Here is a 21889-nt window from a genome sequence, read left to right as displayed (position 1 = left end):
ACCGCCCCGGTGCCGCACCGGTGACTCCACCGTGCGCGACAGCTGTTCCCGTCCGACCCGGGTGGGCGGACGGAGCGCTCGTCCGGGGATCGGGCCGGCGGGGTCATGCCGCGGCACCCGTCATGGCGGTGCCGAGCTCCTCGGGGGTGACCGTTGCCGGGTCCGCGGTGCCGACCAGCCTGCCGTCGAGGATCACGGCGAGCGTGTCCGACAGGCCGATCAGCTCGTCCAGGTCGGCGGACACGAGCAGCACCGCCAGCCCGGCCGCGCGCGCTCGTCGCAGCTCGGCCCAGATCCCGGCCTGCGCCCCGACGTCGACGCCGCGGGTCGGGTGCGCGGCGATCAGCAGGACCGGGTCGCCGGACAGCTCCCGGCCGACGACGAGCTTCTGCTGGTTGCCACCGGAGAGCGCGGCGGCGGTGACGTCGATGCCGGGCGTGCGGACGTCGAAGTCCCGGACGATCCGTTCGGTGTCCGAGCGCGCGGCGGACCGGTCGACCAGCCCGTGCCGCGCGATCGGGGTGCGGGTCTGGAACCCGAGCACCCGGTTCTCCCACAGCGTCTGCTCGCCGAGCAGCCCGTACCGCGACCGGTCCTCCGGCACGTAGCCGACACCGGCCTCGCGACGGGCCATCGTGCCGGCCCCGGTCAGGTCGCGGCCGCCGAGCAGGACCCGGCCGCGCGCCCCGCGCCGCATACCCATGATCGTCTCGACGAGCTCGGTCTGGCCGTTGCCCTCGACGCCGGCGATGCCGACCACCTCACCCGCGTGCACGACGAGGTCGATCCCGTCCAGCAGGTCGCGGTCACCGGACGGGGCGGGCAGCCCGAGCCCCTCGACGCGCAGCACCTCACGGTCGGTCACGGTGGACGCGCCCGCGTCCGGTGTGGGCAGCTCGGAGCCGACCATCATCTCGGCCAGCTCGCGGTTCGTCACCGTCGACGGGTCGGCGGTGCCGACCGAGCGGCCCCGCCGGATCACGGTGATCCGGTCCGCGATGGCGCGCACCTCGTCGAGCTTGTGCGAGATGAACAGGAACGTGTAGCCCTCGGCGCGCATGCCGCGCAGGGTGGCGAACAGCTCGTCGACCTCCTGCGGCACGAGCACGGACGTCGGCTCGTCCAGGATCACCGTGCGGGCGCCGCGGTAGAGCACCTTGAGGATCTCCAGCCGCTGCCGGTCGGCGACCCCGAGACGCTCCACCCGTTCGTCGGGTGCGGCGTTCAACCCGACCGTGCGGGCCAGCTCGGCGATCCGCTCCCGCGCGGCCCGCCCGATCCCGCCGGACGCCCCGAGCAGCACGTTCTCCGCGACGGTGAGGTTGTCGGCCAGCATGAAGTGCTGGTGCACCATGCCGATCCCGGCCGCGATCGCGTCCGCGGGCGAGCGGAACGCGACCGGCTCGCCGTCGACGCCGACCGTCCCCTCGTCCGGCGCCTGCATCCCGTAGAGGATCTTCATCAGGGTCGACTTGCCGGCCCCGTTCTCCCCGCACAGCGCGTGCACCTCGGCGCGCGCCACGACGAGGTCGATCCGTGAGTTGGCGACGACGCCCGGGAACCGCTTGGTGATCCCGCGCAGCTCGACCGCCGGAGCGGTGTCGACGCGCGCTCCGTCCGCTCCGCGCTCGCCGTCCGTCACTTCGTGGACTTGACCTGGATCTGGCCGGAGATGATCGCCGCCTTGTACGCGTCGAGCTGGGCCTTGATGTCGTCGACCTGACCACCGGACGTCGAGTACCCGACGCCGTCGACCTTGAGGTCGAAGCGCTTCGGCAGCGACGAGGTGTCGTTCTTGGCGATCGCGTTGATGTAGTCGTACACCGCGACGTCCACCCGCTTGATCATTGACGTCATGATCACCTGCTTGACCTGGGCCAGCTGCGGCGAGTTGTACTGGTCGGAGTCGACGCCGATGGCCTTCTTGTTGCCGGTCTGCGCGGCCGAGAACACGCCCTGGTTCGACTTGCCCGCCGCGGCGAACGCGATGTCCGCGCCGCCGTCGTACTCGCCGCCCGCGATCTCGGTGCCCTTGGTGGCGTCGTTGAAGCCGGTCGTGTCGCCCGCCGGGGAGATGTACTTCGCGTCGACCTGCGCGTTCGGCGCGACGGCCTTCACGCCCTGCGTGTAGCCGGCCTCGAACTTCTGGATCAGCGGGTTGTCCACGCCGCCGACGAAGCCGACCTTGCAGGTGGTCGTCTTCAGCGCGGCCGCGGCGCCGACCAGGAACGAGCCCTGCTCCTCGGCGAACACCAGCGGCGTGACGTTCGGCAGCGTGACCGTGTCGTCGTCCACGATCGCGAAGCGCACCTGCGGGTTCTCGGTCGCGACGGTCTTCAGCGCGCTCGCGTAGTTGAAGCCGACCGCGATGATCGGGTTGTGCCCGGTCGCGACGAGCTGGCGCAGCCGGTTCGCCGAGGCGTCCTCGCTCTCGCCGGGCTGGGCCGTGGCCTCCGTCGCCTTCGGCATCTTCAGCTGCGCGGACGCGCGGTCGATCCCGGCGGCGGCGGCGTCGTTGAAGGACGCGTCACCGCGCCCGCCGATGTCGTAGGCCATACCGACCTTGAGCTTGCTGGCGTCACCGGGCGTCGGCGACGGCGCGGGCTGCGCCTGGGCCGCGTCCACCGACGGCGGGGGGTTGCGCGGGCAGTTGTCCCCACCGCCGCCCTGCGCCTGTCCACCCCCGGTGTCCCGGGCGCACCCGGCCAGGACCATCGCGGTCGCCATCGCGACCGCAACCACCGCAACCCCACGTCGTGTACGCACGCCGAGTTCCCCTCCCCGCGTCCCGTCCGGTTCTGGCGGGACCGTAGTCGCTGCGGGGCCGGTGCACGAGAGCCGAAACATCGCCGTGACCAACACGTTCGCGGAGCGGGCCCTGTACCGTCCGCGGCGACGATCACCCGAGGGAGGGCGCGTGGACCAGGCGAGTGTGCGGGTCGCGGCATCGCCGGAGCGGGTCTGGGCACTGGTCACCGACATCACGCGGATGGGCGAGTGGAGCCCGGAGGCGACCGGTGGCCGGTGGCGCGACGGCAGCGGTCCCCGGCTCGGGGCGCGGTTCGTCGGGAACAACCGGCACGGTCCGATCCGGTGGAACACGCACTGCAGGGTGACCGAGTGCGAGCCGCCGTCGCGGTTCACGTTCACGGTCGCCGAGAACCGGATGGCGTGGGGCTGGCTCCTCGCCCCGGACGGTTCCGGCGGAACCGAGCTCACCCAGTGGCGCGAGCACCTCGGGCCGACGCCGTTCCTCGCGAACCTGCTGGTGATCAGTGGCCTGATCGGCCGCGACCGCGAGCACGCGATGGTCGACGGGATGCACCGGACGCTGGAGGCCGTGCGCACGACGGCCGAGCGCGCCACCTGACCTCCGGTGCGCGCCAGGGCCGTCGCCGTCACCGTCGCGCTGACGGCCGCACTGCTCGCCGGGTCCGCCGCACCGGCGCTCGCCGCGGCACCGACCGCTCCCGCCGCGGCGCCATGCCCCGGGCAGGCCGCGCCACCCGGGCCGCCGGCCGACGAGGAGACCGTCCCGGTGACGCCGCTCCCGGTTCCCGACCAGCCGGTCGGCGGCCCCGGCATGGGGACCTGCGGGGAGGTGCGCTCCCCCGGCACGGCACCCCCTCCGCCGGTCGGCGTCGCGTCCTACGTGGTCGCCGACCTGGACTCCGGCGCCGTGCTCGCGGCCCGCGCGCCGCACGCGCGGGAGCGGCCGGCGTCGACGTTGAAGATGCTGCTCTCGCTCGTGGTGACCGACCGGCTGGACCCGTCCACAGTGGTCGTCGGGACACCGGAGGACGCGAACGTGGACGGCAGCAGGGCCGGGGTCGGGCCGGGCGGCCGGTACACGGTGGACCAGCTGTTCCACGGCCTGATCCTCAACTCCGGCAACGACACCGCGAACGCCCTGGCCCGCACGATGGGCGGGATCCCGGCCACGCTGGCCGCGATGCAGTCCGAGGCGCGCACGCTCGGCGCGCTGGACACCCGCCCGGCCACGGTGTCCGGACTGGACGGTCCCGGGATGTCGTCGTCGGCCTACGATCTGGCGTTGTTCTTCCGCGCCGTGGCACAGCGGCCGCGGATCACGACCGTCATGCACACCCGGACCTACCCGTTCCCGGGGTTCGCGGACAAGCCGGGGTTCCTGACGTCGAACGACGACCCGCTGCTGGACACGCCGGGGTTCATCGGCGGCAAGACCGGCTTCACGGACGCCGCGCGGCACACGTTCGCCGGCGGCGTCGACCGCAACGGGCGCAGGCTCGTCGTCGTGATCATGCGCGGCGAGCAGCACCCGGTCCGGATGGTGGACCAGGCGAAGGCGCTGCTGGACTGGGGGTTCGCGACGCCGCGGACGGCCGCCCCGGTCGGGACGCTCGTCGACCCGGCGCCGACACCCCCCTCGGACACGGCGACCCCGGCGCAGCCGGCCCCCGCGGCCGCCGCGTCGAGCACCGCGTCGACCGTGGCGATCGCCGCGGGAGCCCTCGCCCTGCTCACGGTGGTGGCGCTGCTCGTCCTGCGCCGCCGTCGTCGAAAAGCCTGATCGCCCGTCCCGCACAGGCCGGAGCGCCCTCGCACATGCTCGGGCGTGTGCGAGCGCACCACATCCCGTGCGAGGACCGGGTCAGCGCCTGCGGAACGCCCGCACGCCGATGAGGCCGCCGATCGCGCCGACCGTGAGCAGGCCCGCCGTGGCCAGGGCGCCGGGACCCTCGCGCACGACCATCTGCGGACGGATGACGGCCGCGGACGGGACCTCCGTCGGGTCGTAGTCCTCCTCCTCGGCGCTGGCCGCCCACGCCGTCACGAACAGCAGGAACCGCGACGTGAAGAAGATGAACACGAGCAGGCCCAGGATGCCGCCGAACGCGGCACCGGCGGGCGACGACGTCACCGAGCCGAGGTAGTAGACCATCACGACCTGCAGGATCTTGAAACCGACGGCGCCGAACACGGCCGCCTTCATCGCACTGCGCAGCGAGACCGGCTCACGCGGCAGGCGGGCGATCACCCAGAGGAACACCAGCCAGTTCGCCGCCAGGCCGATCACGATCGTCGCCAGGACCAGCAGGAACTGCGCCCAGCCGACGTCGCCCAGCCCGACGAGGTTCAGGAGCGTCCTGCCCAGCGAGCCGCCGACGGCGGAGATCGCGAACGACGCGACGAGCGCCAGCCCGAGGCCGACCAGGGCGATCAGGTCGGAGCCGAGCCGCTTGAGCACCGGCGGAGCGTCCTCGCGCTGGCCCCACTGCTCGGACAGCGCCTCGCGCAGGTTGCCCATCCAGCCGATCCCGGAGTACAGCGCACCGACCAGACCGATCACACCGATGGCACCGGCACTGGTGGTCGCCGTGTCGACGACGCTGCCGAGCAGGTCGCCGACACCACCCGGTGCGGACGTCTTGATCCCGTCCCGCAGCGCCTGCAGCAGCTCGGGGTTGCCGCGCAGCACGAACCCGGCCACCGCGAACGCCACCATCAGCAGAGGCACGAGCGCCAGCACGCTGAAGTAGGTGATCGCCGCGGCGTAGTGGTCGCCGTGGTTCTCGGTGTAGCGCATCCCGGCCCGGACGAGGTGGTCCAGCCACGGCCAGCGCTCGCGGTAGCGCTCCAGGGCGGTCTTCTCACCGCCCTCGTCGGCGTACTCCGGTCGAGAGTCGACCCGCTTGTCGGCAGGCGTATCCGGCACCCGGGTCTGCGCCACGGCGGTTCACCCCGTCATCTCAGGTCGGCGGCAGGAACCCGATCCTCTCGTGAACCCGCTGCAATGTCGCGCCGGCGACGTCCCTCGCACGGGTGGCGCCGGCGGCCAGCACCCGGTCCAGCTCGGCCGGGTCATCCAGGTACCCACGGACGCGTTCGGCAAACGGTTCGGCGAACTCGGCGACCACCTCGCCCAGGTCCTTCTTCAGGTCGCCGTAGCCCTTGCCCGCGTAGTCCGACTCCAGCTCGGTGATCTTGCGGTCGGTCATCGCCGAGAAGATCGTCAGCAGGTTCGCGACGCCCGGCTTGTTCTCCGGGTCGTAGCGGATCTCCCGCTCGTTGTCGGTGACCGCGGAGCGGATCTTCTTCGCCGACGTCTTCGGTGGGTCCAGGAGCTCGACGATCCCGCCGGGCGAGGACGCCGACTTGGACATCTTCGACGTCGGGTCCTGCAGGTCGGCGATCTTCGCGGCGCCCGGCGGGATGTAGGGCTCCGGGACGACGAGCGAGCGCCCGAACCGGGAGTTGAACCGCTGCGCCAGGTTGCGGGTCAGCTCCAGGTGCTGGCGCTGGTCCTCGCCGACCGGGACCCGGTCCGCGTCGTAGAGCAGGATGTCCGCGGCCATCAGGTCCGGGTAGGTGAACAGGCCGACGGTGGCGCGGTCGGTGCCCTCCTTGGCCGCCTTGTCCTTGAACTGCGTCATCCGGCTCGCCTCGCCGAAGCCGGTGAGGCACTGCAGCACCCAGGTCAGCTCGGAGTGGGCGGGCACGTGCGACTGCACGAACAGCGTGCACCGGTCCGGGTCCAGCCCGAGCCCGAGCAACTGCGCCGCGGCGACCCGGGTCCGGCGGGCGAGCTGCTTCGGGTCGTGCTCGACGGTGATCGCGTGCAGGTCCGGGATGAAGTAGAACGCGTCGTGGTCGTCCTGCAGGGCCACCCACTGCCGCAGCGCGCCGAGGTAGTTGCCGAGGTGGAACGAGTCGGCGGTCGGCTGGATCCCGGACAGCACCCGGGGTCGATGCGGGGTGGGCGTCGTCATGGGCCCATTCTCCCGGTGCGGACCCCGCGTCCGACAGCCGGTTACCGGCCGCCGGGTTCCCGGAACGCGGGCGCGACGGAGGTCCGCTCGAACGGCACGCCGCACGCCGCACAGTCCAGCCGGACCTCCAGCGACTTCCCGCACGCACGGTGCCGGACGTCCACGTCGACCGGGTCGCCGTCGTCGCGCTCCCAGCGGTTGGCCCAGTCCACGAGACAGGCGTGGATCGCGAACGCGGCCCGCCCCTTGTCGGTCAGGCGGTAGCCGGACTGCCCGGTCCGCACCAGCACACCGTGCTCGACGAACCGCCGGAGCCGGTCGGTCAGCACCTCCGGTGAGATCGACATGACGTCGGCGAACTCGGAGAACGTGCGCAGCCCGACCAGGCAGGCGCCCAGCAGCGTCGCGCCCCACCGGTCGCCGACGATCTCCATCGCGCCCGGCAGGAACGACAGCGGATCGCTCGGCAACGGTCCACGGGTCCGCCGCGGGTGGAGCCTGGCGAGGTCGGCACCGCCGGTCACCGCGGCCACGTCCACCTCGGTGTCCCGTGGGCCGATCGGTGTCCCGCAGTGCGCGCAGCTCAGCACGACGTCGGTGACGTTGCCGCACACCTGGTGCACGACGTCCGGCAGCGGCACCTCGCGCGGCTCCCACGCACGTTCCCAGCTCCACGTCGCCAGCAGCAGCCGCCAGGTGTCGATGCCGCGCTCGGTGAGCCGGTACTCCTGTCTCGACCGGCCGCCGTCGCGGTACGGGACGGTCCGCAGCAGGCCGTTCGCGGTCATCGAGCGCAGTCGGGCGGCGAGCGTCGCGTCCGAGATGTTCAGCGTGGCCCGCCAGCCCGCGTACCGGCGCACGCCGAGGAACGCCCGCTGCAGGATGAGCAGCGTCCAGGTGTCCGCGAGCACCCCGAGCGTCCGCCCGACGGCGCCCGCCGCACCGTCCACGCGTTCCCCGGACTTCCCCGACCGCACGAGGCGACTCCTCTTGACCTGCTGCGCCCATGATCGTACCGTCGGACCTGACTCTGCCGATCGAAGTTTGCCGGCCGCGGGGACCACGCGTGGCCGGTCGTGGATCGACAGGGGGGTTCGATCCACACGGGTGGCCGGCCGGCGCCGGCGACGGCCGACTGCTGAGGGGGAAGGCCGCGTACGGGCCGGCCGGCACATCCGCCGGAGGTGAGCAGATGACCGCGGTCGAGCAGCCGAACCGCTCCGGCGTCGGGGACACCGACGAGGTGAACCCGTACCTGACCGGCATCTTCGCCCCGGTCCAGGACGAGATCACGGCGGACGATCTCGAGGTGGTCGGCGAGATCCCGCGCGACCTGAACGGCGTCTACCTGCGCAACGGGCCGAACCCGCGGTACGCACCGCAGGGCCGCTACCACTGGTTCGACGGCGACGGCATGGTCCACGCGATGTCGTTCGAGAACGGCACGGCGCGCTACCGCAACCGCTACATCCGCACCCGCGGCCTGGAGCGCGAGGAACAGGCGGGCGCTCCACTCTGGACCGGGATGATCGAGAACCCGGCGGGGAACCCGCTGGGCACGGCGCGCGGCCTGCCGTTCAAGGACACCGCGAACACCGACCTGACGTTCCACAGAGGACGGGTGCTGGCCACCTGGTACCTGTGCGGGCAGCCGATGGCGATGGACCCGCTGTCGCTGGAGACGCTGGGCGCCGAGACGTTCCTGGACACGCTGCACGGCGACGTGATGGCGCACCCGAAGCTCGACGAGCGCACCGGCGAGCTGATGTGGTTCGACTACGGCACCCGCGACCCGCTGCTGCGCTACGGCGTCGTCGGCGCGGACGGCGCGATCGAGCACGAGGTCTCCCTCGACCTGCCGGGCCCCCGGATGCCGCACGACATGGCGATCACCGAGAACTTCTCGGTGCTGATGGACCTGCCGCTGGTCGCGGACCCGGAGGCGGCGCGCAAGGGCCGCCACAAGCTGATGTTCGACCGCTCGATGCCGTCGCGGTTCGGTGTGATCCCGCGGCGCGGGGCGGCATCGGAGATCCGCTGGTTCGAGGCCTCGCCCTGCTACATCTATCACGTGGTCAACTCCTGGGAGAACGGCCGGACGATCGTCCTCGACGTCTGCCGGGTCGCCCGCCCGGAGCCGCGCCCGACCCGTCCGGGGCCGATGGGAAAGCTCCTCGGCTACCTCAAGCTGACCGCCCACCTGCACCGCTACGAGTTCGACCTGGACACCGGCACGACCACCGAGACCCAGCTCGACGACGTGAACGCCGAGTTCCCGACGATCGACTCCCGCGGTCAGGGCACGCCGGACCGCTACTCCTACGGCGTGCACATCGCCGACGCCGAGACCGTCCGCTTCTCCGGGCTGTGGCGCCGGGACGCGACGACCGGGCAGCGCACCGACCACTGGTTCGGCGGCGGCCGGTTCGGCAGCGAGGCGCCGTTCGCACCGCGCGACGGCAGCACCGGCTCCGACGACGGCTACCTCGTCTCGTTCGTGACCGACGAGCGCGACGGGCGCTCCGAGGTGGAGATCCTGGACGCCGCCGACCTCGCGGCCGGGCCGGTCGCGCGCGTACGGTTGCCGCAGCGCGTGCCGCTCGGTTTCCACGCGACGTGGGTGCGGCCCGACCAGTTCCGCACCGCCCGGTAACGACCGTGAGGCCGCACCCGCCGGAGCGGATCGACGAGTTCGTCGCGGCCGGGTGGTGGTCGCACGATCCGGCCCGTTCCTGGGACGAGATGCTCCGCGCCCGCGTCGCCGACCGTCCGGACGCGACGGCGCTGGTGGATCCGGCGAACCGCCGTGACCTCCTCGGCTCCCCGCTGGAGCGGCTGACCTGGGCCGGCCTCGACACCCGCGTCTCGCTCACCGCAGCGGCACTGGCCGAACACGGGATCGCGGTCGACACGGTGGTCGGCACCCAGCTCCCGAACACCGTCGAACTGCTGGTCACGACGCTGGCGATCGCCCGGCTCGGCGCGATCGTGTGCCCGTTCCCGACGGCGTACCGCGAGCACGAACTGTCCACACTGGCTCCGGTCGCCGGGCTCGCGGCGATGGTCACGGTCGGATCGCTGGGCGGACGCGACCTCGCCGGGCCGGCCGCGTCGACGGGCGTGCCGGTACTGGAGTGGGGCCCGGACGGACTCCGCGCCGCCGGCGGGACGGCGCCGGGCGGTGTGGGCGGCTCCGACAGTGCGGGGCGTCCCCACGTCGGAGACCGGACGCGCGGCGTGGACACCGTTCCCCGGCTGCGGCGGCACCCGTCGGAGGTCGTGACGCTGTGCTGGACGTCCGGCACCGAGTCGACGCCGAAGGCCGTCCCGCGCTGCGCGAACAGCTGGCACGTGATCGGCACCGGGTGCGCGGCGGCACCGGCGCTGACCGCCGACGATGTGATCCTCTCGCCGTTCCCGCTGGTCAACATGGCCGGATTCGGCGGGGTGCTGGTGCCGTGGCTGCTCACCGGAGCCACGCTCGTCTGCCACCATCCGTTCGACCTGCCCACGTTCCTCGGCCAGATCGCGACCGAGCGGGTCAGCTACACGCTGGCGCCGCCCGCACTGCTGGTCGGGATGCTCGACGCGCCGGGTCTGCTGGAGAGGGCCGACCTGTCGTCGTTGCGGGTGATCGGCTCCGGGTCCGCCCCGCTGCCGCCACGGCTGATCGCGCAGTGGCGCGAGCGCACCGGCATCGAGGTGACGAACTTCTTCGGCTCCAACGAGGGCATCGGCCTGATCTCCGACCAGCACACCGTGCCCGACCCGGAGCAGCGGGCCGCGTACTTCCCCTGGTTCGGAGGGCCCGCACCGGACGGGGGCACGCTGAGCTGGCCGAACCCGATCGCCGGCGCGTTCGACACCCGTCTCGTCGACCCCGCGACCGGCGAGGAGATCACCGAGCCGGACCGTCCCGGCGAGCTCCGCGTCGGCGGCCCGACCGTGTTCGCCGGGTACTGGACCTCCTCCGGACTCGACCCCTCCGCCTGGTCCCCCGAGGCGGCGTCGCCGTCCTCTGCCGCGCCGGCCACCCGCGGTCCCGGCTCAGCGATCGCGGGACCGTTCGACGAGCACGGGCGCCTGCGCACGGGCGACCTGTTCGCGATCGCGGCGCACGACCCGACGCTGCTGCGCTACGTGGACCGGGCGCGCGACGTCGTCGTCCGCGGCGGCGCGAACATCGCCCCGGCCGAGCTGGAGGCGCTGATCGGCGCCCTACCCGGGATCGCCGAGGTCGCCGTCGTCGGGACTCCGGACGATCAGCTCGGCGAGCGCGTCACGGCGGTCGTCGTACCCGCTGCGGACGCCGATCCACCTCCCACGCTCGACTCGGTCGTCACCGCGCTGCGCGAGAAGAAGATCGCGTCCTACAAGCTGCCGGAGCGTCTCGAGACCGTGGAGGCGTTGCCGCGCAACGCTCTCGGGAAGGTCCTCAAGCGGGAGCTCCGCGCCGCGCTGGTGTGAGCAGGGGATCCGGCGACGTCGGCGGGGAAACTCGTACGAGTCTCGGACGAGTTCCCGGAGGCTGACTCGCGCCGGGTGCACCGTCGACCGCCGGCGCGTCGACGCGACGTTCCCCTCGGTCGGTACCCGGCATCGGCAGGCACGTCGCGGTCGTCGCCGGCGCCGTGCTCAGTCCTCGGTGTCCGGCTCCGACTCGTCGGACGGCTCCGGGGTCGCGCGGTGGACCGGCTGCAGCTGAACGACGCCGGACTCCAGGTCGATCGGGCCGAGGCGGAACTTCTGCCCGTCGGCGGCCGCGTCCGAGTCCTCGGTGATCTTCGGCTGCGGGAACAGCGAACCCATCACACCCATGCCCCCACCGTACCCGGCCCCGCGCCACCCCTGACTCCGAACGAAAGGGAGGGGGTGTGGCGCGGGAGGTGAGTGCCGGGCGTGGGTAGGGCCGGTCAGGCGGGGGTCAGAGGCAGCATGCGCGGGCCGGACGGCGTGGCGGGGGTCAGCTGCGACGGCGAGCCCTGGTACGTCGTCGTGCGCTGGCGGACCGGGCGGCCCGCGGACGCGGCGATGGCGGTCAGCTCCTCCACCGAGCGCTCGGAGCCGTTCTCCGAGCCGGCCATGCGGCTGATCGTCTCCTCCATCAGCGTGCCGCCCATGTCGTCGGCGCCGCCGCGCAGGATGTCCGCGGCCGGCCGGTCGCCGAGCTTCACCCACGAGCACTGGACGTGGTCGATCCGGCCGTGCAGGGCGAGCCGGGCGAACGCGTGCACCGCACGGTTGTCCCGCTCGGTGGGGCCAGGACGGGCGAGCCCGGCCAGGTAGATCGGCGCGTTGTGGTGCACGAACGGCAGCGGCACGAACTCCGTGAAGCCACCCGTCCGGTCCTGGATGGACGCCAGCGTGCGCAGGTGCCCGAGCCAGTGCCGCGGCTCGTCGACGTGGCCGTACATCATCGTCGACGACGACGGGATCCCCACCTCGTGCGCCGTCGAGACCACCTCGATCCACTGCGACGCCGGCAGCTTGCCCTTCGTCAGGACCCAGCGGACCTCGTCGTCGAGGATCTCGGCGGCGGTGCCCGGGATCGAGCCGAGCCCGGCCGCCTTCAGCTCGGTCAGCCACTCCCGGATCGACACACCGGCCTTCGAGGCGGCGGACACGATCTCCATCGGCGAGAACGCGTGGACGTGCATGCCGGGCACGGCCTCGTGCACGGCACGCACCAGGTCGGCGTAGAACGACACCGGCAGCTGCGGGTCGATCCCACCCTGCATGCACACCTCGGTGGCCTGCGCCCGTGCCGCCTCCGCGGCCCGCGCGGCGACGTCCGGCAGCGACAGCCGGAACGCGTCCGCGTCGCGCTCGCGCTGCGCGAACGCGCAGAAGCGGCAGCCGACGTAGCAGACGTTCGAGAAGTTGATGTTCCGGTTGACGACGTAGGTCACGTCGTCGCCGACGACGTCGCGGCGCAGGTCGTCGGCCAGGCGCGTCATCTCCTCGAGTGCCTGCCCGTCGGCCAGGATCAGCGCCATCGCCGCGTCGGTGTTCGACTCCTCGAGCAGCGCCCCCGGGTTCGACGCGGCCAGGTCCAGTCCGGCGCGGACGTCCGCGTCCAGCCGCTCCGGAGCGACGGCCGGGTCCGAGCCGTTCCGCGACCGCTGCGACGCCAGCTCGGCCGCGACCTCGTCCCAGTCGCCGTACACCGACGCGAAGTCGCCGCGACGATCGTCGGTCCGCCCGGTCGTGTCGATCGAGGTGTTCAGGTCGGTCCGGCCGGTGGACTCGAAGCCGCCGTCCGGCTCCTGCCATGTGCGGCCCTCGACGACGGCGTCCTCGCGCGCCAGCCCGTCCGGTCCGGCCAGCGCGCCGACGTGGGCGTGCAGCCGGGTGTCGATCCAGGGCGAGCCCGCGGTCACGTATTTCGGGTACGCCGTGAGCCGCTCGCGCAGCGCGAACCCGCCCTCGGCCGTGTGCCGGGCCAGCTCGTCCAGGGCCGGCCACGGCATCTCGGGGCTGACGTGGTCGACGGTCACCGGGGAGACGCCGCCCCAGTCGTCGATGCCGGCGCGCAGCATCAGCGCGTACTCCGACCCGACGAGGTTCGGCGGCGCCTGCAGCCGCATCTTCGGCCCGAGCACGAGCCGGCTGACGGCGATCGTCGCGGCCAGGTCCTCCAGGTCGGCGTCCGGGTCGTTCGCCATGGCGGTGTCCGGCTTGGCCCGGAAGTTCTGGACGATCACCTCCTGCACGTGCCCGTGCGCACGGGAGGCGGAGCGGATCGCGAAGATCGACTCCGCGCGCTCGGTGCGGTTCTCGCCGATCCCGATCAGGATGCCGGTGGTGAACGGGACGCCGACCCGGCCCGCGTCGGTGAGTGCCCGCAGCCGGACCGCGGGCTCCTTGTCCGGGCTGCCGTAGTGCGGGCCGCCCTTCTCCGACCACAGCCTTTCCGACGTGGTCTCCAGCATCATGCCCATGCTGGCCGCGACCGGCTTGAGCCGCGTCAGCTCGGCCCAGCTCAGCACGCCCGGGTTCAGGTGCGGCAGCAGCCCGGTCTCCTCCAGGACGGCGATCGCGCACGCGCGCACGTAGTCCAGTGTGGAGTCGTACCCGCGGGCGTCCAGCCACTCCTTGGCCTGCGGCCACCGCTCCTCTGGGCGGTCGCCGAGCGTGAACAGGGCTTCCTTGCAGCCCTGGGCCGCACCCTGCCGCGCGATCTCCACGACCTCGTCGCGTTCGAGGTACATCGACTCGACGCGGTGCGGGACGGTCGCGAACGTGCAGTAGTGGCAGCGGTCCCGGCACAGCCGGGTGAGCGGGATGAACACGTTGCGCGAGTACGTGACCACGCCGGGGCGGCCGGCGTCGACGAGTCCCGCGTCGCGCACCCGGGACGCGTGGGTCAGCAGCTCGTCCAGGTGTTCACCGCGGGCCGCGAGCAGGACCGAGGCCTCGGTGACGTCGAGGACGGCGCCGTCGCGGACCCGGCGCAACGCCCTGCGGAGAGCGGAGTCACTGGGAGCGGGCTCCGCGGTGCCGGCGGGGGCGGCGGGCACGGTGGGATCCGGCAGGTCGGCCATCCCTCCACACTAGGTTCAGATCATCAATCGGGCGACAACGTCGCGTCACACCACATCGGCGGGCGTGCCCCCGGTGACGCGGACCAGCTCGTCGAACGTCGTGGGGAACACGGCGCGGGCGACGCCGCCCGCGGCCCACACGACGTCGAACTGCGCGAGGGCGGTGTCCACGAGCGTCCGCAACGGCGCCGGGTGCCCGACCGGCGCGACACCGCCGATCACCTGCCCGGTCGCCTCCCGCACGAGCTCCTTCGACGCGCGGCCCAGCGAGCCGATGCCGAGCAGCGCGGCGACCTTGTCCGTGTCCACCCGGTGCGCACCGGAGGTGAGCACGAGCAGCGGCTCGCCGTCCGCGTCGAACACCAGCGAGTTCGCGATCTGCCCGGTCTGCACGCCGAGCGCATCGGCCGCGGCCGTCGCCGTCGTCACCGCGTCCGGCAGGAGCAGCAGCCCGTCGATGCTCGCCGTCGCCGCACCCGCGTCGCGCAAGGCCTGCCGCACCCGCGCGACGCTCGGGTGGTCCGTCTCGTCCGTCATGGGTCCATCGTGGTCGACCCGTCGAACGGGTTGCGTCAGAACCCGATGACGAGGACCAGCAGCCCGATCACGATCAGGGCCAGCACGGCCGCCGCGCCGAGCAGCAGCCGTCGCGAACGACCGAGGTCACCGGAGGTCGGCCGTGGCCGGGCGGCGCGTTCCAGCAGCACGGCGGCCTCCGCGGGGCCGAGACGCTCGGCCGGGTCGGCCGCGGTCAGACCGGTGATCACTTCAGTGAGCGGACCGTTCGCCGGGGGACGGCGGCCGACCGCGTGGTGCAGCACGGCGCCGAGCGCCCACAGGTCCGCGGACGGTGCATCCGATCCACCCGCACCGCGCTCCGGGGCGGCGAACGCGCCGGGGTCGACGCTGCCGTTCGTGCCCACCGGGCGCGGCCCGACCGCACGGGCCAGGCCGATGTCGGTGACGAGCGCGCTGCCGTCCGTCGTGAGCAGCACGCAGTCCGGGGTGAGGCCGCCGTGCACGACACCGCTGTCGTGCATCGCGCGCAGCGCCACCAGCACGTCGCGCCCGACGGCCGCGACCGTCCGCACCGGCATCGGCCCGTCCGCGAGCGCCTCGGACAGCGATCGGGCCTCCGGCCGTTCGGTCACCAGGTGCTCGCGCAGCGATCCGTCGCGTGCCCGGTCGGCGACCAGGTCCTGGACCGGCACGACGCCCGGGTGGCGCAACCGGCCCGCCGTCCGGACCTCGGTGAGGAGCCGGTCGCGCAGCGAGTCCGGGCGGTCCGGAGGGTCGGGCAGCCGGATCTCGGTGACGACGACCTGGCGTCCGGTGATCCGGTCCTCGGCACGGAACGCGGGGCCGAACCCGCGCCGGTCCAGCTCGGCCAGCAGCAGGTAGCGCCCCCCGACGACCCGGCTCTCCATCACGGCCACCCCCCTGACGCCGGCGCGTACCGCACCGTGACCGGCGCGTGGTCCGACCAGCGCTCGGCGTGCGACGGCGCCCGGTCGACGACGGCGTCCTTCGCCAACACCGCGAGTCCGGGCGTCGCGAGCTGGTGGTCGATCCGCCAGCCGACGTCGTTGTCGAACGCCCGCCCGCGGTAGGTCCACCACGAGTACGGGCCATCGGCGTCCGGGTGCACCGACCGCACGACGTCCACCCAGCCGCGCTCGAGCAGCCCGGCCCACCACGCCCGCTCGTGCGGCAGGAACCCGGAGTTCCGACGGTTGCCCTTCCAGTTGCGGACGTCCGCCTCGGCGGGGGCGAGGTTCCAGTCGCCGCACACGACCATCTCGCGGCCGTCGCCGCGGGCCCGCCGCCACGCGTCGTCGAGATAGGGGGCGAAGCGTTCCAGGAAGCGGTCCTTGCGCTCCTGCTTCGGCGTCCCGGTGACGCCCTTCGGCAGGTACAGCGAGGCAGCCGTCAGCCCGGGGAGGTCGACCTCGAGGTAGCGGCCCTCGTCGTCGGACTCCGGGTCGCCGAAACCCACCCGCACGGCCAGCGGCTCGGTCCGGGACAGCACCGCGACACCGTTGCGCCCCTTCGCGGTCTCCGACGGCGCCAGCGTGAGATGCAGGCCGCGCTCGGCCAGCAGGGCGGTCAGCGCGTCCGGCACCTCGTCGGGCCGCGCCCGGACCTCCTGGAGGCAGATCACGTCCGCGTCGACGGCGACGATCCACTCCAGCAGGCCCTTGCCCGTGGCAGCCCGGACGCCGTTGACGTTGGCGGTGCTCACGGTCGGCATCGGCTCACCCTGTCGTACTACGGGCCCGCTCCGGGACCGGGGTGCTCAGCACACGCTGCCCGACGTCGCGGCCACGGATCCCGCGGGCACCCAGCGCTGCCCGCCGGTGAGCTTGCGGAAGCCGCTGTCCACGACCTTCTCCGCGCCGACCTCGGTGCCCCGCCGCAGGGTCTCGATCGGCTGCCCGGACGTGCTGGGGCTGGACCGGACCGAGACCTGGTCGGCCTGCACGGTCATCGTGCACTCGTCCCCGAGGTTGCCGGTCGCGCTGCCGTAGACGAGCGCGACGGCGGCCAGCCCGATCCCGAGGATCCCGACGAGCGGCCAGCCGGTCAGCTTCGGCACCTTGAGCCCGGGAATCGTCAACCGGTTCGGCACGACGCGTCTCTCCTCACCCGCCCGGGGGCGGCCGCCCGGACGCACCCACGGTATCCGAGCGGACCACGGCGACGGGACCGTTCCGGCCGATGTCGGACGTGTTACTCCTGCGGGCGCTCCCGGACATCGGGGGGATAGCGTGTCGGCCAGCGGGTGCCGCCGCCGGACGTCGTCGCCGGGTCCGGCCGCCGGTCCCCACCGACTTCCACGCCGACGAGCCAGGGGCAGACACCGCGATGAAGCTGACCTACACCTACACCGACGAGGCGCCGGCGCTGGCGACCCACTCGTTCCTACCGGTGATCGAGGCGTTCGCCGACAAGGCCGGGGTGGATGTGGAGACCCGCGACATCTCGCTGGCCGCCCGCATCCTCGCGCAGTTCCCGGACCGCCTGACCGACGCGCAGCGCGTCCCGGACGCGCTCGCCGAGCTCGGCGAGCTGGCGAGGACGCCGGACGCGAACATCATCAAGCTGCCGAACATCAGCGCGTCGATCCCGCAGCTCAAGGCCGCGATCACCGAGCTGCAGGGCGCGGGCTACGACGTCCCGAACTACCCAGAGGACCCGCAGACCGACGAGGAGCGCGCCGCCCGCAAGGCCTACGACGCGGTCAAGGGCTCCGCCGTGAACCCGGTGCTGCGCGAGGGCAACTCGGACCGCCGCGCGCCCGCGTCGGTGAAGAACTTCGCCCGCAAGCACCCGCACTCGATGGGCGCGTGGGCGTCGGACTCGGCGAGCCACGTCGCGACGATGACCGGTGGCGACTTCCGGCACTCCGAGACGTCGTTCACCTCCCCGGCCGACGACACGCTCCGGATCGAGCACGAGGCGTCCGACGGCACCGTCACCGTGCTCAAGGAGTCGGTGAAGGTACTGGCCGGCGAGGTCGTCGACGGCGCCGTGATGAACCGCGACGCGCTGCGGGCGTTCCTCGCCTCGCAGGTCGAGGACGCCAAGGACAGGGGCGTCCTGTTCTCCGTGCACCTCAAGGCCACGATGATGAAGGTCTCGGACCCGATCATCTTCGGGCACGCCGTGCGCTCCTACTTCGCCGACGTGTTCACCGTGCACGCCGACGACCTGGCCTCGGTCGGCGCCGACCCGGACGACGGGCTCGCCTCCATCCTCACCGCGATCGAGAAGCTCCCCGCCGACAAGAGGGAGTCGATCGAGAAGGCGATCACCGAGGCGTACTCGACCGGCCCGAGCCTGGCCATGGTCGACTCGTCGCGCGGCATCACGAACCTGCACGTGCCCAGCGACGTGATCATCGACGCGTCGATGCCGGCCGCGATCCGCACGTCCGGCCAGATGTGGAACGCCGACGACGCGCAGCAGGACGCGAAGTTCGTGATCCCGGACTCGTCGTACGCCGCGCTCTACGACGAGACGGTCAAGCACTGCCAGGTGAACGGCGCCTTCGACCCGACGACGATGGGCACCACGCCGAACGTCGGCCTGATGGCGCAGAAGGCCGAGGAGTACGGCAGCCACGACAAGACGTTCGAGATCGCGACCGGCGGGGTCGTGCGCGTCGTCGACTCCTCGGGTGCGGTGAAGCTGGAGCACGAGGTCTCCGAGGGCGACATCTGGCGCGGCTGCCAGACGAAGGACGCCCCGATCCGGGACTGGGTGCGCCTGGCCGTCGAGCGCGCGCGGGCGACCGGAGCGCCTGCCGTGTTCTGGCTCGACGAGACGCGCGCGCACGACGCGCAGCTGATCGCGAAGGTGCGCGAGTACCTCGGCGAGCACGACACCGACGGCCTGACCATCGAGATCCTCGACGTCGCCGCGGCCACCCGCTACACGCTGGAGCGGGCACGCGCGGGCGAGGAAACGATCTCGGTCACCGGCAACGTGCTGCGCGACTACCTGACCGACCTGTTCCCGATCCTGGAGCTGGGCACCAGCGCCAAGATGCTCTCGATCGTCCCGCTGATGAACGGCGGCGGGCTGTTCGAGACGGGCGCGGGCGGCTCGGCCCCGAAGCACGTCCAGCAGCTGCAGAAGGAGAACCACCTGCGGTGGGACTCGCTCGGCGAGTTCCTGGCGCTGGCCGTGTCGCTGGAGATGCTGGCGTCCAAGACGCCGGAGCCGCTGCGTGCCCGGCTGCTGGGTCAGTCCCTCGACGACGCGACGGGCGCGCTGCTGGAGAACGGCAACTCGCCGTCGCGCCGGGTCGGCGAGCTGGACAACCGGGGCAGCCACTTCTACATCGCGCTGTACTGGGCCCGCGCGCTCGCCGAGCAGACCGAGGACACCGGCCTGGCCGAGATCTTCCGTCCGCTGGCCGAGAAGCTCGGCGCCGAGGAGGAGACGATCGTCGGCGAGCTGAACGCGGTGCAGGGGTCCCCTGTCGACCTGGGTGGCTACTACTACGTCGACCGCGCCAAGGCCGACGAGGTGATGCGCCCGAGCGCGACGTTCAACGCCGCGATCGACGGGTTCCGGGCGGGCTGACGCCACACACCCTCTCCGGGGCCGCGGTCGCGAGCGGCCCCGGAGGGTTCACCGTGAGCGGTTCCGCGCGTCCGCGCGGCGCAGGACCACGGTCATCGCCAGCACGGCGAGGACGACCGGCGTCGCCACGAGCGCGAGCTCGACCCCGCCGAGACCCCACGGCAGGTCGAACACGAACCCGGCCACGACCAGCAGGACGCCGAGAACCAGGACCCCGATGAGCACGAGATCGGTCCGAGGGCCACGCCGCGACACCACGGGTGCGTTCACCGGGACCTCCTCACGTGCGGCCATTCCGGAAAGCTAACGACCGGGACGTCGCCGGTGCGCGGTGGACCGGCCCAGGTCATCACTATTGACGATCGGACCGTTCCGGGTCAGCCGCTCGCCGCGACACCGGGGATCCGGCCCTCCCGGAACGCGTCCACGAACAGCGCGTGGTCGGCGCGCACCCGGCCGGCGTACTCGTGGGCGAACGCCGTCACCCACTCGACGAACTCGTTCTCCCGGCCGTCCACGACGTGGACGATCGCCTCCTCCGTCTGGAACGCGACGAGCGAGTGGTCGGCGTCCGAGTCGGACACGCAGTGGATCTTGGCGGTCGCCCGGCCCAGGTACTCGACGACGGGGGCGATCTCGTCCGGCTCGGTGAGCTCGGACCAGTCCAGGTCGTCCTCGTACGGCGAGACCTCGCTGACCACGAACCCGACACCGTCCAGGTCGGTCCAGCCGAGCATCGGATCGGCGTGCGCCTGCAGCGCGCGCTGGGACACGGCCGTGCGGTGCCCGTGGTGGTGGAAATGCGCGGCGACGCCCGGATCGGTGACGACGCGCGAGGGGGCCGCGACGTTGCCCTGCTTCATCGAGACGACGACGTCGTTGTCCAGCGCCTGGTTGTAGCCCTCGACGAGCACGGTGTAGGCGGGCAGTCCCGCGCTGCCGATCCCGAACCCGGCCCGGCCGGCGATGTCCTTGACCTGGTACGTGACGCCCGGATGGCGCTTGTGCTCGGGAATCGTCTCCACGTAGCGCCCGAAGGCGTCCTCGGCCCGCGACCGCTCCTCGTCGCCGAGGCGGCGGACGCCGGGACCGTCGCGCAGGATCCGGTCGTAGCCCTCGGTCTCGGTGACCGAGTCCAGCAGCGCGACGCGGGTGCGCAGCTTCGCCTGCTCGAGCACGTCGTGCACGGGTCCGTCGGTGGTGTCCAGGCGCAGCGAGAACGCCCGGTCGTCGGAGGACGAGACGAACCACCGGACCTGGTCGAGGTAGGCGCGGACGTAGCGTCCGACGAGCGCGGAGATGTCGTCGTCGGAGATCGCCTTGCGCCAGCCGAGCAGCGCCATGCTCGCCGCGAACCGGGTGACGTCCCAGGTGAAGTGCCCGACGTACGCCTCGTCGAAGTCGTTCACGTCGAAGATCAGGACGCCGTCGCCGTCCATGTAGGTGCCGAAGTTCTCGGCGTGCAGGTCGCCCTGGATCCAGACCCGGGACGTCCGCTCGTCCGCCCACGGGTCCTCGCGCTCGGCGACGTCGGCGTAGAACAGGCAGGCGCTGCCCCGGTAGAACGCGAACGGGTCCGCCGCCATCTTGCGGAACTTCGTGCGGAACGCCGCGGGATCGGCGGCCATCAGGTCGTCGAACGCGGTGACGAGGGTGTCGACGATCAGGCCGGTCCGGCGCCGAGGCTCGTTCCGCCTGCGCTCCGCTCGCTCCATCCGGACATCATGCCCACGGGTCGGCTTCCCCGTCCGGAACGGACACCCGGAACACGCGCATCTGCAGCGCGAGCAGGCCGTAGTAGCCGACGAGCGTGGTCAGCTCGACGAGCCCCGCGTCACCGAGCACGTCGTGCGCGGCGGCCCAGGCGTCGTCGTCGAGGTCGCCGGTGTCCAGGAGCTCCCTGGTCGCGACGAGTGCGGCGCGCTCCACCGGGTCGTCCGGCAGTGGCCCGGTGCCCGAGCGGGCGGCGTCCACGAGCGCGTCCGGCACGCCCGCGTCGGCGGCGATCCGCGCGTGCGCCCACCACTCGAACCCGCTGCGGTGGTGCGCCGCGACGGCCAGGACGGCCAGCTCGCGGGCACGGGCAGGCAGACGGCCGCGGGTGCGCAGCGCGGCGCCGAGCTCCTGCAGCTCGGCGCCGACCCACGGGGCGTGCAGCATCGCGTTGAACGGTCCGTGCAGGCTGCCGCCCGGGCCGGTCGGGACGCCGCCGCGCGGCCCTCCGGTGATCGCGGAGTAAACCGCGCGTTGCGCGTCGTCGAGGTTCTGACGACCAAGATCGGGCAGGCGTGATCCAGTAGGCACGCCGGAGACGGTAAACCCGGACCCGGCCTGCATGATCGGATGTCGACCCGTATCGTGACCCGGGCGATGAGCATCCCCAGGACACGCGAGCAGCTCCCCCGACGCGCGGCCGACACCCTCCCGGGCCGTCGCGCGGCGCCCGTCGTGCACCGGGTGCGGAACACGAGCTCTGGCCCCGGCCGTCCCGGGAGCAAGCGG

At 72.8% G+C, this 21889-nt stretch carries 19 protein-coding genes; 5 read left to right on the top strand and 14 right to left on the bottom strand.

The window, feature by feature from the left end:
• Positions 1-103: 103 nt before the first annotated feature.
• Both EV378_RS21950 and EV378_RS21945 read right to left on the bottom strand, forming a co-directional pair.
• Positions 104-1642 carry an ABC transporter ATP-binding protein gene (locus EV378_RS21950; protein ID WP_132429216.1) on the bottom strand — a complete coding sequence of 513 codons (1539 nt, stop codon included), beginning with the start codon at positions 1640-1642 and terminating at the stop codon, positions 104-106.
• Complete coding sequence (locus EV378_RS21945; protein WP_243653695.1) at positions 1639-2727, bottom strand: BMP family lipoprotein; 1089 nt, start codon at positions 2725-2727, stop codon at positions 1639-1641. Before EV378_RS21945 ends, EV378_RS21950 begins: the two co-directional genes overlap by 4 nt.
• 190 nt (positions 2728-2917) lie before the next feature.
• On the opposite strand from EV378_RS21945, the gene EV378_RS21940 reads away from it, so the two are divergent.
• Positions 2918-3370, top strand: a complete 453-nt coding sequence (locus tag EV378_RS21940; protein WP_132429212.1) for an SRPBCC family protein — start codon at positions 2918-2920, stop codon at positions 3368-3370.
• Between the two features lie 6 nt (positions 3371-3376).
• The gene (locus EV378_RS21935; protein ID WP_243653694.1) at positions 3377-4552 is read left to right on the top strand and encodes a D-alanyl-D-alanine carboxypeptidase family protein; all 1176 of its coding nucleotides are present in this window, start codon (positions 3377-3379) and stop codon (positions 4550-4552) included.
• 81 nt (positions 4553-4633) lie between these two features.
• Here the strand turns inward: EV378_RS21935 and yhjD are convergent, their stop codons facing one another.
• From yhjD to EV378_RS21920, 3 genes are read right to left on the bottom strand one after another with little or no spacing between them, the layout of a single operon-like run.
• Complete coding sequence (gene yhjD, locus EV378_RS21930) at positions 4634-5713, bottom strand: inner membrane protein YhjD (protein ID WP_424511249.1); 1080 nt, start codon at positions 5711-5713, stop codon at positions 4634-4636.
• 19 nt (positions 5714-5732) lie between these two features.
• On the bottom strand, positions 5733-6752 hold the full coding sequence (trpS, locus tag EV378_RS21925) for a tryptophan--tRNA ligase (protein ID WP_132429210.1): 1020 nt from the start codon (positions 6750-6752) through the stop codon (positions 5733-5735).
• A gap of 41 nt (positions 6753-6793) precedes the next feature.
• On the bottom strand, positions 6794-7729 hold the full coding sequence (locus EV378_RS21920; RefSeq protein WP_165922419.1) for a winged helix-turn-helix transcriptional regulator: 936 nt from the start codon (positions 7727-7729) through the stop codon (positions 6794-6796).
• Positions 7730-7944: 215 nt separating this feature from the next.
• Here EV378_RS21920 and EV378_RS21915 point away from each other — a divergent pair, with 215 nt between their 5' ends.
• Together EV378_RS21915 and EV378_RS21910 are read left to right on the top strand one after the other, a co-directional pair.
• Positions 7945-9405 carry a carotenoid oxygenase family protein gene (locus tag EV378_RS21915; protein ID WP_132429206.1) on the top strand — a complete coding sequence of 487 codons (1461 nt, stop codon included), beginning with the start codon at positions 7945-7947 and terminating at the stop codon, positions 9403-9405.
• A 5-nt stretch (positions 9406-9410) separates the two neighbouring features.
• On the top strand, positions 9411-11219 hold the full coding sequence (locus EV378_RS21910; protein WP_132429204.1) for a class I adenylate-forming enzyme family protein: 1809 nt from the start codon (positions 9411-9413) through the stop codon (positions 11217-11219).
• A 168-nt stretch (positions 11220-11387) separates the two neighbouring features.
• On the opposite strand, the gene EV378_RS21905 is transcribed toward EV378_RS21910, so the two are convergent.
• From EV378_RS21905 to EV378_RS21880, 6 genes are all read right to left on the bottom strand, one after another.
• A complete protein-coding gene (locus tag EV378_RS21905) occupies positions 11388-11570 on the bottom strand; it encodes a hypothetical protein (protein WP_132429202.1) in 183 nt (60 codons plus the stop codon).
• A 95-nt stretch (positions 11571-11665) separates the two neighbouring features.
• Positions 11666-14296, bottom strand: a complete 2631-nt coding sequence (locus EV378_RS21900) for a bifunctional FO biosynthesis protein CofGH (RefSeq protein WP_132429200.1) — start codon at positions 14294-14296, stop codon at positions 11666-11668.
• 45 nt (positions 14297-14341) lie between these two features.
• Positions 14342-14833: a YbaK/EbsC family protein gene (locus EV378_RS21895; protein ID WP_132429198.1), complete on the bottom strand. Its 492-nt coding sequence runs from the start codon at positions 14831-14833 to the stop codon at positions 14342-14344.
• Positions 14834-14868: 35 nt separating this feature from the next.
• The gene (locus tag EV378_RS21890; protein WP_132429196.1) at positions 14869-15723 is read right to left on the bottom strand and encodes a serine/threonine-protein kinase; all 855 of its coding nucleotides are present in this window, start codon (positions 15721-15723) and stop codon (positions 14869-14871) included.
• A complete protein-coding gene (xth, locus tag EV378_RS21885) occupies positions 15723-16547 on the bottom strand; it encodes an exodeoxyribonuclease III (protein WP_132429194.1) in 825 nt (274 codons plus the stop codon). Before xth ends, EV378_RS21890 begins: the two co-directional genes overlap by 1 nt.
• Positions 16548-16592: 45 nt before the next feature.
• The gene (locus EV378_RS21880; RefSeq protein WP_132429192.1) at positions 16593-16925 is read right to left on the bottom strand and encodes a hypothetical protein; all 333 of its coding nucleotides are present in this window, start codon (positions 16923-16925) and stop codon (positions 16593-16595) included.
• 236 nt (positions 16926-17161) lie between these two features.
• Between EV378_RS21880 and EV378_RS21875 the strand changes: the two genes are divergently transcribed.
• Positions 17162-19387 carry an NADP-dependent isocitrate dehydrogenase gene (locus tag EV378_RS21875; RefSeq protein ID WP_132429190.1) on the top strand — a complete coding sequence of 742 codons (2226 nt, stop codon included), beginning with the start codon at positions 17162-17164 and terminating at the stop codon, positions 19385-19387.
• Between the two features lie 48 nt (positions 19388-19435).
• On the opposite strand, the gene EV378_RS21870 is transcribed toward EV378_RS21875, so the two are convergent.
• From EV378_RS21870 to EV378_RS21860, 3 genes are all read right to left on the bottom strand, one after another.
• Positions 19436-19657 (bottom strand): hypothetical protein, encoded by a 222-nt coding sequence (locus EV378_RS21870; protein ID WP_132429188.1) that lies wholly within the window; start codon positions 19655-19657, stop codon positions 19436-19438.
• Between the two features lie 107 nt (positions 19658-19764).
• The gene (locus EV378_RS21865; RefSeq protein WP_132429186.1) at positions 19765-21102 is read right to left on the bottom strand and encodes a DUF2252 domain-containing protein; all 1338 of its coding nucleotides are present in this window, start codon (positions 21100-21102) and stop codon (positions 19765-19767) included.
• A 7-nt stretch (positions 21103-21109) separates the two neighbouring features.
• Complete coding sequence (locus tag EV378_RS21860; RefSeq protein ID WP_207908823.1) at positions 21110-21691, bottom strand: carboxymuconolactone decarboxylase family protein; 582 nt, start codon at positions 21689-21691, stop codon at positions 21110-21112.
• Between the last annotated feature and the right edge of the window lie 198 nt (positions 21692-21889).

The sequence above is a fragment of the Pseudonocardia endophytica genome (assembly GCF_004339565.1).
Lineage (GTDB): Bacteria > Actinomycetota > Actinomycetes > Mycobacteriales > Pseudonocardiaceae > Pseudonocardia > Pseudonocardia endophytica.
This window is presented reverse-complemented; position numbering and strand designations above follow the sequence as displayed.

Coding starts and splice junctions, on each gene's coding strand:
- EV378_RS21945 (WP_243653695.1), bottom strand. CDS start 2,727: ATGGCGACCGCGATGGTCCTGGCCGGGTGCGCCCGGGACACCGGGGGT.
- trpS (WP_132429210.1), bottom strand. CDS start 6,752: ATGACGACGCCCACCCCGCATCGACCCCGGGTGCTGTCCGGGATCCAG.
- EV378_RS21915 (WP_132429206.1), top strand. CDS start 7,945: ATGACCGCGGTCGAGCAGCCGAACCGCTCCGGCGTCGGGGACACCGAC.
- EV378_RS21905 (WP_132429202.1), bottom strand. CDS start 11,570: ATGGGTGTGATGGGTTCGCTGTTCCCGCAGCCGAAGATCACCGAGGAC.
- EV378_RS21900 (WP_132429200.1), bottom strand. CDS start 14,296: ATGGCCGACCTGCCGGATCCCACCGTGCCCGCCGCCCCCGCCGGCACC.
- EV378_RS21895 (WP_132429198.1), bottom strand. CDS start 14,833: ATGACGGACGAGACGGACCACCCGAGCGTCGCGCGGGTGCGGCAGGCC.
- EV378_RS21890 (WP_132429196.1), bottom strand. CDS start 15,723: ATGGAGAGCCGGGTCGTCGGGGGGCGCTACCTGCTGCTGGCCGAGCTG.
- xth (WP_132429194.1), bottom strand. CDS start 16,547: ATGCCGACCGTGAGCACCGCCAACGTCAACGGCGTCCGGGCTGCCACG.
- EV378_RS21875 (WP_132429190.1), top strand. CDS start 17,162: ATGAAGCTGACCTACACCTACACCGACGAGGCGCCGGCGCTGGCGACC.
- EV378_RS21865 (WP_132429186.1), bottom strand. CDS start 21,102: ATGGAGCGAGCGGAGCGCAGGCGGAACGAGCCTCGGCGCCGGACCGGC.